Raw genomic sequence first — 14,690 nt, 5'->3', positions numbered from 1 at the left:
TAGCCAACACCGCTACAGCTCGAAGGATGACGAAAATTTAGTAGTAGAGAGCAATATACTGATCATCCACCCGTTTAATATCAACCGGAGTATCAAAAATATCCTCAATAATGTCAGATTTCATGATCTCTTCTGGCTTACCGTGATAAGACAGGCGGCCGTTTCTCAGAGCGACAATATAGTCCGAATAAACGGAAGCGAAATTTATATCGTGGATTACTAAGATAATGGTTTTGCCTAGCTCATCTGCCGCTTTACGCAGCAGTTTCATCATGATCACCGCATGTTTCATATCCAGGTTATTCAATGGCTCATCAAGTAAAACATATTCTGTATCTTGACATAAAACCATTGCGACATAAGCCCGTTGGCGTTGGCCACCCGATAATTCATCTAAATAACGGTGACGTAAATCTGACAAATTTAGAAAAGAGAGTGACTCATCAATTTTCTTTTTATCGTCAATGGTTAAACGGCCTTTAGTGTATGGGTAACGCCCAAAACCAACCAATTCCTCGACTGTTAAACGGCTGGCAAATTGATTTTCTTGGCGTAAAACTGACAAACATTTCGCTAATTTATCACTCGGTGTTGTCGATACGTCTAAATCATTCACTTTGACGTAACCACCGTGATCAGGCTGTAACAAGCGCCCAATTATCGACAACAGTGTTGATTTACCTGCACCATTAGGCCCGATGATTGAGGTAATACCGCTATTTTTAATTGTTGTTGTTACGTTATCTAAGACTTTAGTATCCTGATAACTTTTCGATATCTGACTAATTTCAATCATACTAAAACCTTCTTAACACCATATAAATAAAGAAAATACCGCCGACAAATTCGATAACAACTGATAATGTCCCAGCCATATTTAAGCCATATTCTAGAATCAACTGCCCACCAATCAACGCAATGACACCAAGTAGAAAGGAAACGGGTAGCAAATAGCGGTGTTGGCTACTGCCAGCCACTAAATAAGCTAAATTCGCGACCATCAAACCTAAGAATGTTAAAGGCCCAACTAATGCTGTAGAAACTGCAACTAATATTGAGATAAGCAACAAAATGACAGTGACTTGCTGGCGATAATTAATCCCTAGATTCACCGCATTGGCTTGCCCTAACGCGATAACATCAAAACAATAACGCATGCGCCACAATAGGACACCTACGACTGCCGTGATCATTAATGTGAATAGAATTAGCTCAGGTGTTCCCTTTGTGAAGGTGGCAAACATCCGGCTTTGTAAAATGGAAAATTCATTAGGGTCCATTAGGCGCTGCAGCAATGTCGCTACGCTACGAAATAATGTGCCAAGAATGATACCCACCATCAATACTAGGTTGATATTCATTTTAACTGACACAAATAACCAGCGGTAGAGCAGAACAGAGAACAGTACAAGTAGTGTGGACTCTAATAGAAACTTACCAATATTCAATAACCAAGAGGATGGAAAGCTCTCACTATAGAAGATAAAAATGGTTTGTAATAATACAAACAATGCTTCTAATCCCATGATAGATGGGGTTAATATCTTATTATTAGCAATCGTTTGAAAGAGAACTGTTGAAACCCCAGCCGAGAAAGCTACCACAACCATGGTGAGAACAATATAGCCTCGATGCGGCAAAATATAAGCAAGATTGCTACCCAAATTGACCGTCATATAAAGCACAATGGATAGCAGCGATAGTGCCAGTAGTATCCATATTCTTTGCAACGGCGTTACCCCTTTTTTAGGTAACGCTATTGATGAATTAACTTTTTGCATAACGTTGTTGCTTCAACAATAAATATAAAAAAATCACCGCGCCAACGACACCTAAAATCACACTTGCTGGGATTTCAAATGGATAGCGAATTAAGCGCCCAATAATGTCACACAGTAAAACTAAGCCACCACCAGCAATACAAATCCATGGGATGGTTTTACGTATGTTATCGCCCATCACTAAGCTCACGAGATTTGGAATAATTAAGCCTAGGAAAGGTAATGCCCCGACCACCACGACCACGACGCCACTGATTAAAGCGATAATCGATAAACCAATGGTCATCACTTTGCGATAATTTAGGCCAACATTAATTGAAAACTCACGTCCCATACCAGCCACCGTAAAGCTATCGGCAATCCAGCAAGCAATTAATGTTAATATTCCCACTAACCACAAAAGTTCATATCGGCCTTGAATGATGCTAGAAAAGTCACCGCTCATCCATGCACCAAGAGATTGTAGTAAGTCGAAGTAATAAGCGGTAAAAATGGTCAATGCGCTAATAACTGCCCCTAACATAATCCCCACCAGTGGAACTATCAGGGCAGATTTTAAAATCACACGACGTAATAGCACCATAAACAACATGGTGCCAAGAAGTGCAAAACCGCTGGCCACCACCATTTTAGTCATAATACTTGCTGCTGGGAAAAGCACCATGACGACCAATAAGCCTAAACTGGCTGACTGGGTTGTTCCTGCGAGGGAAGGTTCAACAAAACGGTTTTGTGTTAATAATTGCATGATTAGCCCAGCAACACTCATGGCGCTACCAGCTAAAATCAAGGAGACGGTTCGGGGAATTCGGCTAATAAAAAAGATGTCTTGCATCTCTGGGTCGGTGAAAAGCGAAACGGGTGACACGTCACCCGCTCCAATAAACAAGCTTAATACCGCTAAAACCAATAACGCGACAATTCCACAAAAAAGATAAAGCGTTTTCATCGGTTATTTTGCTTGGCTCTTCTCTAATGCTGTATTGATATCGTCCATTAACTGAGAATAAGTTTGGATCCCACCGGCAATATATACTGCTGTTGGGTCAAGGTAAGTAATTTGGCCTTTTTCCCATGCAGCGGTTTTTCTAACTAATGCGTTATCTAATACTTCCGCAGCAGGCTGTGCATCCGTTTTGCCAATTGCGCTGTCACGGTCGATAACAAATAACCAGTCTGGGTTTAATTTCACCAGTAATTCTGCATTAACGATATTACCGTGGCGACCCGTGTTTTCTTCAAATACATAAGCAGGTTCAAAACCTAATACATCAAAGATAAAACCGAAACGAGAACCTGGTCCATACGCAGAAATTTTACCGCCACTAACTAAGATTACCATCGCTTTACCCGCAGTCGGCGCTTTAGCTTTGATACCTTCAATTTTAGTATTGAAGTCAGAAATCAGTTTTTTGGCTTGTTCTTCTTTACCGAATAGCGCGCCAAGTTCATTAGTACGTTCAGTTAAGCTACCAATAAAGTTTTTGTTATCAATATCTAATGAAATAGTTGGTGCAACACCGCTGAGTTTGTCATAGGCATCACGAGCACGGCTACCACCTAAAATCAGGTCAGGCTTAGCATTACTTAAGGCTTCATAAGCAGGTTCAAATAATGTCCCGCCATTGATGTATTCAGAACCACTGTATTTAGTTAAGAATTCAGGGAAGTGAACGTTGGTTTGTGGAACACCGGCAACTGGAGCCCCGAGTGCATCCATGATGTCCAATGTTTCCATGTTCATCACCATGACTTTTTGCGGATGACGAGGAATTTCAGTTTTGCCTTGGGCATGTTCTATTGTGATAGTTTGTTTTTCTGCGACTTGAGCTGTTTCTGTCGTGTCTTTTGCGTTATCACAACCAGCTAACACTAACGCAGATAACAACGCAATACCCGAAACTAATGATTTTGCAAACATCTAATTTCCTCCGTCCATCGATAAAAGTACTGATGATAAAATTTGGTGATCCACAATGTAGCGTATATTACACGCAAATAAGCGCAAATGATATTAGTTTGCATTTGCATTCACTAAAAAGTTGTTGCAACGCACAAAAACATCAATTTAATTTGTTGAATCTATGAATTTTAAAGTGTTAAAAGGCAAGAGCGAGATAAAAAAACGAGGAGAACTCTATAAAAGAAAGGGTTGGCAGTTTGTTACGACACTTTATTCAAAAATAAATAGGTTGAGTTTTCTACTGTTACTGTACGTGTTTGCTTAGCGACTTCTATTACAGTTAGGAGACATAAAATCATCATCTCAACCTATTTATCATTAACAACCATTTAAAGACTTATTATTGCGTATCATCCAGTCGCCCATTTTCACTGAGCTGAGAGCTGATATCTTCAAGGAACCAATCAATTGGTGTTCCCATCAAAAATGCAAGTTTAAACAAGTGAAACAAATCAATCTTGATTTTGCCTCTTTCATAGCGTGAGATCTGTTGTTGACTAACACCTAATAACTGAGCTAACTGAAACCCTGTATACCCCAGTTCTCTACGCTTTTCTAAGATCCTCTGACCTACCATATAATGGATTTTTTCACTGCCATTTTCTGAATACATATTTTCACCATTTATTAAGGCACAGTTAAAATAAGGGCTGCGGCACCTTCAAACTGACCGGCTTGAACTCGGCCATTAGTACCTAATACAGCTTTCATGGTTACCGAATTTGTTCCACCAGCAGGCACATGAATTCTGTAACCAGCTTCTCCTGGCGTATCGTTTCCACCTAGATACAAATTCGCGTATAAACTGTTATCTGGTCGTAAATTAACACGGCCATTTGTCACGTTAACACCTGTGGCAATCACTAGCACATCCATCGCTAAGTTACAGGTCACACTTATGTTTACTTGTTTTGATTGACCAGCAAGTTCAGCTTCACTAATCGAACCAAAATTAATATCAGGGATCGTATTGTTAATCTTACAAGCCCCAATCGGTGGAGGCGCAATACCACATAATGAGCCGGGAATTAACCCACCGTTACTCGTAACCCCAGTACGATCTTGGTAAAACAGCCCCACACATTCCTGATTATTCTGTAGCCTAACCCCAGTATGAACAGCCCACTGTGTTGCTGGAGCTGTCGCCTTTGCCAAAACACCGGGTATGTTCTGAACGTCACGCATGTATTCATACTTAGAAATTTCGGCCAACTCGACGGTTGCCGCCCCTGGTGTTCCAGCAGCTGTATGCTTATGGCTTATGGTGAGATAGCATTTCGACCACCTAAAGCAAGGATTACGCGTAGTTGGCAATTCAGGGTCCCAGCGAGCAATGACGTACTTATAGTTTGCATCCCCATTATTTGGGTTATTACCGGGCTTTGATTCAGTGATATAGGAAAAAACAGAGGCTGATGCAGTAGATGAAAACATGACTGCACCAATTAATAGCGATAAAAATACTTTCATATTAGTTCACAGCCTTATTATTCATAATCTAATTTAAATGTTGCTACAGCACTGTAAGGGCCTACTTTTATTGTCTTATTTGCAATAGCATCCGGTTCACCTTTTAAATAGGCATAGAACCTCAATTGGTTAGCACCATCTTGTAACGTTAACTTCGAGCCTTTCTGGTCAATAGCCAGTGGTGTTTTATCTGAGTTTTGTAACCCCACTGCGAAACCAGATGCAACACTACCTGTTGATAATGCAATAAAACCAGGAAGTGCAAGATTAGGTGTTCCTGAAAACGTCACTTCCACAAATTTGCCTATCGTTGTGTCACAGTCGGCCAGTTTAATCGCAAACTCTTTAGGAGGCGTTTCACCATAGGCGTAAAAGTTTTTTTCTGGTGTATCAAAAAACTCCATCAGGATGTTTTCATCACCCGGTAAAATAGTGCAGGGTTCCTCCACTAAATTACCGATAATCCTTAAATTATCAGGCACAGCGAAAGCAGTGCTAACGTTGATAAGTAAGGCACTAGCTACTGCACATTGAATTAGTTTGTTCATTATTGGTACTCCGCTAGCAATGTCCCTGTTGCGGCAAAGCCTCCTTCAGGCAACGTAACGCCCAATCTCTTTACAGGAACAACCTCTAAAACAGGTGGTTGCCCATAGCTAATCTTTAACGGTTTATTAATTTCAAAACCGAGGCCATTTTGGGTAATACGCATGCCAAGATCTCGAACATTAGTTTCCAGTGCCGACTTATCAAAATCTGTTGCTGTCCCTTTGATAGTTAGCATTAAGTCCCAACCTTTTAAGTTTTCTTCACACTTCAATGCGTAATTAATCGGTTTCGCAAAGTTAACGCCATCAACCTTATGTAAACCAATGTCTTTGTATTCGATGACGTGAACTTTATCTTCAAAAACAGTGCAAGGCGGTGGAAGTAACAAGGTTCCAGTAAATTCCACATCGTTTGCCATCGCAGCGCTAACAGGTATAACTAACAAACTCATTATCAGAGGAAGTCTTTTCATTATTTTTTTCATTATTTTCCCCTCACTGATAATCAAGTTTGATAGTGACGCCCGCATGAAAAACCCCACCCTTTGTTAATGTTGTGGATAAATCACGAACAGGTATGGCTTCAAATTGAGGGGCATTTGGATACACAAACTTAATTTCTTGGTTTAATCGAAGTTTGCTTCCGTTATAACGAAAAGCGATTCCTAAACCTTGAATGTCTGTTTCAATCGCACCACTATCAAAGGAGGCAGGAATACCAACCAACGTCATTTTCATTTGTGATGTCGGTCTTTTTTCACAATCAATATTGTAATTTATCGATTTTGCATAGGCATTACCGTCAATCCGTGTACTCATGATTTCGTCAAAATTAACTTTGATTATATTTCCGCCATTAATTTTGCAAGGTGGTGGTGCCAAAACAACCCCTTTAATCGGTACGGTTATCATACCTGGCGTAATTGTCGCCCTTGTACTTCCTGATGGGCTAATACGCGAATCGGGTAATCCTGCATAGGAAACCGATGTAAAAAATATTCCAGCGAGACATGATGCCAGCAGGTACCGCTGCTTATTTAAATCACTCATAATCCACCTTAAAGTCCATTACGGCGCTGAAACTTCCTTCCGTCAGTTTTTCGGGAGTTCTCACTGGCGTTACAAAATATTGAAGTGTGCCTTGCGGTGCATCGAGAAATTGTGGACGACCACGACTTCCTAGCCTGATATCTTCTCGTTGTGCATCCGTCACTTCTAACGCCACGCCAGAGACACCTTTTACACTTAACATTTCTGGAAAATGCTTATCCGATACGGCAACAAAAGAAACCGTTATCACCGGTTGCATTGCATCCCAAAGTGCACGACCCGTTCGAGTGTCTTTCATTCGGCTTTCCGTACGAATGCAGTGCCTAAATTCTAATTCGAATGACACTGGCTCAGCTCTATCACCAGGTTTACGGAGTGAATAAGAAGGGATCTCCCCTAGAGACACTTCTTGGCGCTTTGAATTGGTCACATCCATCGTACAAGGTGCCTCGGTCATCATGCCATTTACTGTCAATGTTCCGTGTAATCCATCAATATCCCAGCTATTTATTCCAAAGGTAAACACTGGAACTAAGCCAAATAAGATAGTGCTGAACTGGAGAGTCCTTTTCATACATTATTCTCCGTTATCTGTCCGTCGAAGATTCAACTTTGCAAGTTGTACCGGCGCAACCAAACGTCAATTTAGGCCTTCCACCATAATCATTGATATAAGTTAGAACTGGTTTTGCCCCCATGGCACTTGCGCTACCCTTAAGCATTCCGTTACTTTTTGGTGAGATCATCACAGGCTCAAATTGCTTCACCGTATCTCCTCCCACTCTTGAACTTGCATCCACAATCGTGACAAAGTAAGCAGTTGGATTTGTGATTTCGTAGGCATCTCCTTTACGCGTTAACGTAATTTTTTCCTGCCATGGATTTTCTAAATCCGTACGAGTGGCGTATAACGCTTTTGGTCGATAAAACAATTTAATACGCGTCTGTAATGCAATCTGTAAAACGTTAGCTTCTTTACTACGTGGTGGAATCTCACGTAAGTTAAAGTAATAAACACTTTCTCTGTCTTGAGGTAATGTAGCGATATCAGGAAGAGATTGAATTTTAACCTGGCTACCTTCACCTGGTTCTACACGTTGAACTGGTGGTAAAACCGTGAGTGGGCTTTCAATTTTGTTACCATTAGCGTCTTCAATCCAACCCTGCGCAAGATAAGGTAATTCTGTGTTTTCATTCTTAATATTCAAGCTAATGGTTTTTTCAGTCCCATTATAAATAACGCGTGTTCTATCAAGTGCAATAGCAGCCAGAGCCTGCCCGCATAGCACCGCAGATAACGTGATTGTTGTAGTAAAAAATGCAATTTTTTTAATATTCATAAGTACCAACTATTTATAAAATCAAGCAACTTGGGTTACTCTGTATAATCTGTGCTGTAAGCAATATCCGGTGGTTTTAATAACCAACGCTGACTCGGCGCTACGCCCTGTTTAATCGGCGCAGGCTTGTAAACTGGAGCAGACTGCCCAACAGGAACGGCTTTTGCTGGCATATACCCAGGTTCAACACTTGGGCTGTTTGTACACGGTAATAACAGTGAGTTAAATTCAGCCGTGGTAATATTTTCTGGAACCTGAATTTTGCATTGCACACTTCCATCCCAATACACATCTAAAACTTCATTTGGGTTGATACCTGAGATATACACAGACCCATTATCAGTTACGATACCGAGCTCTCTATTCTTCTCATTTCTCACGGTTGCACCGAATGGCGGATAACTTCCATCTGCCAATGCCAATCTCACCATGGTTTTAATACCCGATAACACTTCAAACTCGCGATAACCTACAGCCCCTTCTGTCAGCGTAATTGGCTGAGATGTCCGGATGGCTTCTACGTTGTCAGGCAATTGAGTCACATCAATGGATGTACTGGTACGATAGTAATCACTAATATCAGCAACTACCGCTTTACCAAAAATATTGGTTTCAGTGGTCGGCCCAAAACCTTGAATAGGCACATTTTTCACACCTTCCGTTCCCACCATCACACGGCTTCCACCTGGGGTATTAATGCGGTGCAATGCCGCACCATGCCCTGTGACTGTTGCCCCACCTTGTAAAGAAAATGCAGCTGAAGCAGTATCACCATTGATATAGCTGGTACTTGCAGTAAGTGTTGCTAAATCAGCGTAACGTGTATAGAAACCATCAATAGTTCCACGGCCTCGGTTACTTACCCCAGTACCCACGCGATAGTTCGTCTTATCATCAATGGAATCAAAATAACTGACGGTGTGTGAGTTACCATCTCTTGTCACCATATTGTTGTAGCTAATTGACGCTCTATCTGCCCAAGGCAAAGAGAGATTCATATATAGCCCGTCATCATTATTTCTATTATCAAATTTGTTACGGAATGCCGTTAAACTTAAGTTGATATTTTTAAAACGGCCAATATCAAAATATTTCGCAATAGAAAGGTTATAACGTTTTGCCGCTGGTTTATTCCAATAGGTTTCGTGGTTATAGTTCAGATACGCTGTCAGATCTGCACTGGTGAAATACTTATTAAATGTAATCGTATACAGCTCTTTACTATTATCGAATTCCACACCTCTATAACGACGATCGAGGTACTGGTTCATACTCATAAAGTCACGTTCAGAGAATCGGTATCCTGCGAAAGTGACTTGGCTATCATAGTCTTCAAAACGTTTTGAATAACTTAAGCGATACGATGCCCCTGTATAGATTTTGTTATCTGTTTTCAGTTTCGCGCGTGACTCGGTGACATCGAATGAAATTGCACCAAAGGCGAGTAAATCTCGACCAACACCGAGTGATAACGCGTTATAGTCACCTGCTGCTATTGCACCGCCGAATAATGACCAACCGTTGGAGACCCCCCAGCTAAATTCCCCCGTAACAAACCCTTGCCCTTCTGTTTCATGTTCCATATTATTCGGTCGGCCACCTGCAATCTTAAACAGCACTGAGCCTGGACGAGTTAAATAAGGAATGGAGGCGGTATTCATTTGGAATTCTTGTACCGAGCCATCCTGCTCTTCGACGCGTACATCTAATTTACCGCTAACCGCATCACTTAAATCTTGAATACGAAAAGGCCCCGGAGCAACTTGTGTTTCATAAATAACACGTCCTTGCTGAGTCACGATCACTTTTGCATTGGTTCTTGCAACGCCAGTCACCTCCGGTGCATAGCCACGTAGGTTTGGTGGTAGCATTCTTTCGTCAGAGATCAGGCTGGCCCCCATATAACGGAATGAGTCAAATAGTCCTGAACGTAAAAATTGCTCACCCATCGTGAGCTTTGCATTTAGCTCTTTTACTGCTCTATAGGCATAATATTGGCTCCAATCCCATTTACGGTCGGTCGATTGCCCATTAGTGCGATTATAACTTGCTTGCCAATCTGCCCTAAAACGCCACGCACCAAGGTTAAAGCCAGTTGTACCGTTACCAGTAACTGACTGGGTATTGGCTGAATCCGCAGGCCTTGTTAAGTTAGCATTCAAGTTATAGTCAAAAATTAGGGCGGGTACACCTTCATCCCAACGAGATGGCGGATCCCAGTTATCAGAAGTAAATTCGATATAAGCCTGAGGTACAGTAATTGTGACTGTTTCTTTGGCTAAAGAACCGCTTACTGTCATTCCAGGGATCGTTTCTGGAATTAAACATTGGCCATTTTTAGCAAACTCAACCTTTTTCTTCCATTCATCGCGCAAAGCAATATGTTCAACAACATCTGGCGTTAAACAAGGCTCCGTCATACTTGGATCATTAGGATCCTCGATATATTCAATATCAAAAATGTCAGCTAAGTCGCGATTATTTAAATTAATTTTAAATGGATATTTCCCTGGCATAACATAGCCCGCACGAGAGAACTCGTTTAAGGAAATATTTTTTTTATCCTGAAGATCTAAAACATCTGTATTAAACTCAATACTATCATTATTTGCATTAGCTAAATTTATATGAGCAATAGCAAGAAACACCATGGTAGCAACAGGCGTTAAAAAATAACTTACTGAGTTATTAAATACTTTATTTTTACTTTTTAATTGCAGAGCCATAATAGTCCCTTAGTAATAACTCAGTAATAATCCATTTTAAAACGGATAGTTGTCTGATAATTGCCTGGTTTTAAACGTTTATTATTAGATACTACCCGCACCTTATAATGCAGAGTTGTATTGCCTGCGCTAATGGGTAAATCAGGCATTGCTCTACCAGGTATAGCTACATTTCCAGCTGTATCAGAAATTTTTACTGACAATCCATTTGCATGCCCAAAAACATCGAAGTTACGGCCATCTGTTGGACCATCGAATGTAATATTGAAAGTTTGCCAATTAGGAGTTCCAGGAGTTACCGGTGTTAAAACACAATTGATAAGGCGTATAGAGAAATCACTTGTAGGACTTTCTCTGTCGTGAATTATCTGGCTAACCGGTACAGTCGTTATGTTAACTGATTGATCTCGGCTATCTGCATCTATTGCACAAGGGCTCTCAATGATTGAACCGCCCATGGTAACAGTTCCTTTGAACTGACTTTGTGCCCGAGAATTTTGATTTTGCGCACTAACTATCGGGGCAAATATCATTCCTGAAAGCACCATGACAATGATGCCAAAGTGATTCATAGCGACTCCATTTCAACTTAATAACCAATTTCAATGCATTAAAATTAGTGCCCATACATCCTTGTACGGGCTATACCAATTACTGGTAGCTCAGAGCAAATGTTGCAATTGCATCAAATTCACCTGGTACAGCTGGTTTGTTTGCTGCATCATCATCGCCTTGCAAATAAGCTTGGAAACGCAATGTGTTCGCACCAGTTAATAAAGTTTGAGATGGTGATTTAGCACCTAAAGCAATTTTAGTTCCGTTGTAATCAGTGATCACGATACCCGCGTTTTTCGCAGTACCAGCAATAGCTAAACCATCAGTTACCGAAGTACTTGGAATACCAGTAAATGTAGTTTGAACAGTTTTCAGAGTTGTGATGTCACACTGCTCTAATTGGATATTGAAGTCACGAGCAATACTTTTACCGCCACCGTTTAATGCAGACGTCGCGATAGCACCCATTTGTACTTCAAATGCTTGAGAACCTGGTGGAATTGAGCAAGGAGCATCAATAATTGAACCTTTAAAAGTGACTTGACCGCCACCTTGGTTTGCAGAAGCAGAACCAGCAACTACTGCCAGACCTAAACCTAATACTAAAGCAAGTTTATTTAATTTCATTTTATACATTTCCATTAGATAAAAAAGACGACACAAATTAAAATAATGAGTTATTATCAATCTGATTATTTTAATTTTTTCTTAAAATATATTCGATTAGTAAATATTAAGGATTGACACTAATAACTATTCCTATTTATCAAACTCCATTAATAAATAAAATAATTAAACAATGCATCAATGCGGTGCCATTATTATATCTCATTCTAGTTATGTCAAATCTGAAGATTAATTAACTACTCACATTGTAAGTTAGTGATATATATATAATATCCAGAGAATACTCTATTTTAAATACTCCATTACTGGATAAACGAGTGATGTACATCTAATTAAATCGACCTTTTTTTAATAAAAAACCACAAAATAAACCCAATCATTACTAATAAAGTTTTTTATACTCATAAAACGGGTTCTTATTAGTGAAAAAAAATGAGGTGGAAGATAATAATGAAACTAGAATTAGATAAAATCATTAAAACGAAAAGTTTACTGAAAAATAATTAATCAGAAACATCTCAAAAAAAACAATTAAATATTTTCATAATGTTTCTCAATTCACTGATTGTTACATTTAAGCCAAAAAGAAAAATAAACATAAAACAATAAATATCATATAGATACATTAAATTTTTGTGTTTTTTATATGAATGGCACCTAGAAAACAATAATATAATAAAACATTTTTTTAAATTGAAATGAAAATAGAAACAATTAAGAACAAACGAATTAAATAAGTATCTACTAGAAAAAAACTTCATTGCAAAATATTTCAAATGGTAATAAAAAGTAATTTTCAATAAATCTATAATTATATAAATCTTATCTTTAAGCCTCAAAAAACCCAAAAATTGGCTCCTATAATTACAATTAGGTTATTTTTTAAGATTAACTAACTAAATTAATATACGTTGGATAAAGTCAGTTTCTAGAAAACCCACCATGAATAAACAGAACACCTTAAGTTATTCTCGATAATTACATCACTGACCTAATGGTGATAGTTAAAATATAGAGGCTATACATTTAAGTAAAAATACCAATAAAAAATATTGGAATTAAAATATGATTAAATTAGACGTTATTGAGCAAAATAGAAGATAGATTGATCTCTAGCAGATTAAAAACAATCTGTGCTAGCTTAGTTTGATGTTAATACGTTTTTGTTTTCCTGATAGGCTACTCATTGGGTGGTCATGTGATGTAGGTAAAAAGCCTTATCATGCTCGAAGCACTTGCGAGTCGACAAATAGCCGCTAACTAATCAGGGTATGAGATAAGAAGTTAAAAATTTACTGACGTTTCGTTGCATCAGAGTTTGAGGCGATTCCCTACAAGGATGGCATTTTCTTCTATTACTCTATGAAAACTGCCCCTCAATAGTGTTATCAGATTAGTTTTTCAGCTGTAGAGCAACATACAACAGTACCTTACTTTCAATCGTTAATAGATCTAATTTTGTTATCTCAGATATCCTTTTTAAACGATAATCTAATGTATTTCTATGAATAAACAACTCGTTAGCTGTTTCACGAGATAATAAATTATTTTTAAACCAGACTGTTAATGTTTTAATTAGCACACCATTAGAATCTTCATGTAATAATGTATTCAATGGTTTTAATAGTTCTTCTGAAGACCATTTAAAATTTAAACCGTATAATAAAACCGGTAGCATAATATCTTGGTAACAGTAAATTTTTAACTGGGGTTTCTTAGCTTTCCCTACTTGCATGGTAATTTTAGCCGTCTCGTATGATTTTTTAATCGATTCCTCTGCGGGCTCTAAAAAAAAATTACCTAATGATATTTTCACTTGTAATTTAAATAACTTCTGAATATCTGATTCTAATTTTATAATTTTCTTTTTTTCATTATCAATATCCCATCGATTAAACTTATTTAGTGCAGGGGTTAAACAAACAATTTCCGTCAAAGATTGAATAGCGACTAAGTTATCAGGATTCTTATATTCAATTAGCTTTTTAATTTCTTGCAATTCACTAAATGCACTATTCACACCTAATTGGCCACTATCTAATTCAATAATTATAGCAACTCGTGGAATAGAAAAATTAATATTAAGCTTTTTAGACCATTCAGTTATATTATCGGGAATTGTTCCATTTTCGATATAAGTTAGAATAATTTCTTCTTTAAAACGATCGTTTAAATTCAAATGGTTATAAATCTCTGCCTGCTCTAGCATCATTACGGCTGTCATTGAAACCAACTCCCCAAATTGTTTAATTTGGGTTGGTTCTCCTGTTAATCCTATTACACCTATAATTTTACTATTCAAATAAAGAGGTAAATTAACACCTGGTTTAACCCCATGTAAATGATTTGCAGTGGCGTCATCAATAACAACCGTTCGCTTTTGCTTTATTGCAAGCAAAGCGCCTTCATGAAATTCGCCTAATCTATTACTATCTCCACTTCCTATAATACATCCAGTTTCGTCCATAACATTAATATTGCAATCAATAATCTTCATGGTTCTATCAACGATTTCTTGCGCTAATTTGGAGGTAAGACAATAATCATACATATTTCAACCTCTTTTGCTGGTGCTGTAAAATAGAAACAAGATTTTAAACTATAAGTTTTAATAATGTTTATTATTAATT

Annotated in this window: 15 protein-coding genes; all 15 read right to left on the bottom strand. The window is 38.5% G+C overall.

From position 1 onward, the window contains the following. Positions 1 to 37: 37 nt before the first annotated feature. Positions 38 to 796, bottom strand: a complete 759-nt coding sequence (locus PSF31_RS05220; RefSeq protein ID WP_004259268.1) for an iron ABC transporter ATP-binding protein — start codon at positions 794 to 796, stop codon at positions 38 to 40. 1 nt (position 797) lies between these two features. Beyond that, positions 798 to 1,781, bottom strand: a complete 984-nt coding sequence (locus tag PSF31_RS05215; protein ID WP_096864460.1) for an iron chelate uptake ABC transporter family permease subunit — start codon at positions 1,779 to 1,781, stop codon at positions 798 to 800. Beyond that, a complete protein-coding gene (locus tag PSF31_RS05210; protein WP_004259272.1) occupies positions 1,768 to 2,730 on the bottom strand; it encodes an ABC transporter permease in 963 nt (320 codons plus the stop codon). Before PSF31_RS05210 ends, PSF31_RS05215 begins: the two co-directional genes overlap by 14 nt. A 3-nt stretch (positions 2,731 to 2,733) precedes the next feature. Then, entirely contained in the window at positions 2,734 to 3,702 is a 969-nt protein-coding gene (locus tag PSF31_RS05205; RefSeq protein WP_094961600.1) for a siderophore ABC transporter substrate-binding protein, read from the bottom strand. 382 nt (positions 3,703 to 4,084) lie between these two features. Further along, on the bottom strand, positions 4,085 to 4,357 hold the full coding sequence (locus tag PSF31_RS05200) for a helix-turn-helix domain-containing protein (RefSeq protein WP_004259284.1): 273 nt from the start codon (positions 4,355 to 4,357) through the stop codon (positions 4,085 to 4,087). A gap of 14 nt (positions 4,358 to 4,371) precedes the next feature. Then, entirely contained in the window at positions 4,372 to 5,214 is an 843-nt protein-coding gene (locus tag PSF31_RS05195) for an MrpH family fimbial adhesin (protein ID WP_096864459.1), read from the bottom strand. Positions 5,215 to 5,231: 17 nt separating this feature from the next. Next, entirely contained in the window at positions 5,232 to 5,762 is a 531-nt protein-coding gene (locus PSF31_RS05190; RefSeq protein WP_004259289.1) for a fimbrial protein, read from the bottom strand. Then, positions 5,762 to 6,247 (bottom strand): fimbrial protein, encoded by a 486-nt coding sequence (locus PSF31_RS05185; RefSeq protein WP_036958061.1) that lies wholly within the window; start codon positions 6,245 to 6,247, stop codon positions 5,762 to 5,764. Before PSF31_RS05185 ends, PSF31_RS05190 begins: the two co-directional genes overlap by 1 nt. A 10-nt stretch (positions 6,248 to 6,257) precedes the next feature. Then, positions 6,258 to 6,812 (bottom strand): fimbrial protein, encoded by a 555-nt coding sequence (locus PSF31_RS05180; RefSeq protein WP_004259293.1) that lies wholly within the window; start codon positions 6,810 to 6,812, stop codon positions 6,258 to 6,260. Next, positions 6,805 to 7,386 (bottom strand): fimbrial protein, encoded by a 582-nt coding sequence (locus PSF31_RS05175; protein ID WP_096864457.1) that lies wholly within the window; start codon positions 7,384 to 7,386, stop codon positions 6,805 to 6,807. The genes PSF31_RS05180 and PSF31_RS05175 overlap by 8 nt, the downstream gene beginning before the upstream one ends. A 13-nt stretch (positions 7,387 to 7,399) precedes the next feature. Continuing rightward, positions 7,400 to 8,152 carry a fimbria/pilus periplasmic chaperone gene (locus PSF31_RS05170; protein WP_004259296.1) on the bottom strand — a complete coding sequence of 251 codons (753 nt, stop codon included), beginning with the start codon at positions 8,150 to 8,152 and terminating at the stop codon, positions 7,400 to 7,402. 35 nt (positions 8,153 to 8,187) lie between these two features. Beyond that, complete coding sequence (locus PSF31_RS05165; RefSeq protein WP_096864456.1) at positions 8,188 to 10,878, bottom strand: outer membrane usher protein; 2,691 nt, start codon at positions 10,876 to 10,878, stop codon at positions 8,188 to 8,190. Positions 10,879 to 10,898: 20 nt separating this feature from the next. Then, positions 10,899 to 11,450, bottom strand: coding sequence for a fimbrial protein (locus tag PSF31_RS05160; RefSeq protein WP_004259299.1), 552 nt, complete (start codon positions 11,448 to 11,450; stop codon positions 10,899 to 10,901). Positions 11,451 to 11,529: 79 nt separating this feature from the next. After that, entirely contained in the window at positions 11,530 to 12,060 is a 531-nt protein-coding gene (locus PSF31_RS05155) for a fimbrial protein (protein WP_036958062.1), read from the bottom strand. A gap of 1,393 nt (positions 12,061 to 13,453) precedes the next feature. Further along, a complete protein-coding gene (locus PSF31_RS05150) occupies positions 13,454 to 14,611 on the bottom strand; it encodes a sugar diacid recognition domain-containing protein (protein ID WP_004259303.1) in 1,158 nt (385 codons plus the stop codon). Between the last annotated feature and the right edge of the window lie 79 nt (positions 14,612 to 14,690).

The sequence above is a fragment of the Providencia sp. PROV156 genome, from assembly GCF_028480905.1.
Taxonomy (GTDB): Bacteria; Pseudomonadota; Gammaproteobacteria; order Enterobacterales; family Enterobacteriaceae; genus Providencia; species Providencia hangzhouensis.
Note: the sequence above shows the minus strand (reverse complement) of the source record. Positions and strands in the feature narration are given on the sequence as shown.

Excerpts from the sequence above, each read along its gene's own strand:
- PSF31_RS05180 (WP_004259293.1), bottom strand. The coding sequence starts at position 6,812 with ATGAGTGATTTAAATAAGCAGCGGTACCTGCTGGCATCATGTCTCGCT.
- PSF31_RS05175 (WP_096864457.1), bottom strand. The coding sequence starts at position 7,386 with ATGAAAAGGACTCTCCAGTTCAGCACTATCTTATTTGGCTTAGTTCCA.
- PSF31_RS05155 (WP_036958062.1), bottom strand. The coding sequence starts at position 12,060 with ATGAAATTAAATAAACTTGCTTTAGTATTAGGTTTAGGTCTGGCAGTA.
- PSF31_RS05220 (WP_004259268.1), bottom strand. The coding sequence starts at position 796 with ATGATTGAAATTAGTCAGATATCGAAAAGTTATCAGGATACTAAAGTC.
- PSF31_RS05210 (WP_004259272.1), bottom strand. The coding sequence starts at position 2,730 with ATGAAAACGCTTTATCTTTTTTGTGGAATTGTCGCGTTATTGGTTTTA.
- PSF31_RS05190 (WP_004259289.1), bottom strand. The coding sequence starts at position 5,762 with ATGAACAAACTAATTCAATGTGCAGTAGCTAGTGCCTTACTTATCAAC.
- PSF31_RS05195 (WP_096864459.1), bottom strand. The coding sequence starts at position 5,214 with ATGAAAGTATTTTTATCGCTATTAATTGGTGCAGTCATGTTTTCATCT.
- PSF31_RS05200 (WP_004259284.1), bottom strand. The coding sequence starts at position 4,357 with ATGTATTCAGAAAATGGCAGTGAAAAAATCCATTATATGGTAGGTCAG.
- PSF31_RS05170 (WP_004259296.1), bottom strand. The coding sequence starts at position 8,152 with ATGAATATTAAAAAAATTGCATTTTTTACTACAACAATCACGTTATCT.
- PSF31_RS05215 (WP_096864460.1), bottom strand. The coding sequence starts at position 1,781 with ATGCAAAAAGTTAATTCATCAATAGCGTTACCTAAAAAAGGGGTAACG.
- PSF31_RS05205 (WP_094961600.1), bottom strand. The coding sequence starts at position 3,702 with ATGTTTGCAAAATCATTAGTTTCGGGTATTGCGTTGTTATCTGCGTTA.
- PSF31_RS05165 (WP_096864456.1), bottom strand. The coding sequence starts at position 10,878 with ATGGCTCTGCAATTAAAAAGTAAAAATAAAGTATTTAATAACTCAGTA.
- PSF31_RS05150 (WP_004259303.1), bottom strand. The coding sequence starts at position 14,611 with ATGTATGATTATTGTCTTACCTCCAAATTAGCGCAAGAAATCGTTGAT.
- PSF31_RS05185 (WP_036958061.1), bottom strand. The coding sequence starts at position 6,247 with ATGAAAAAAATAATGAAAAGACTTCCTCTGATAATGAGTTTGTTAGTT.
- PSF31_RS05160 (WP_004259299.1), bottom strand. The coding sequence starts at position 11,450 with ATGAATCACTTTGGCATCATTGTCATGGTGCTTTCAGGAATGATATTT.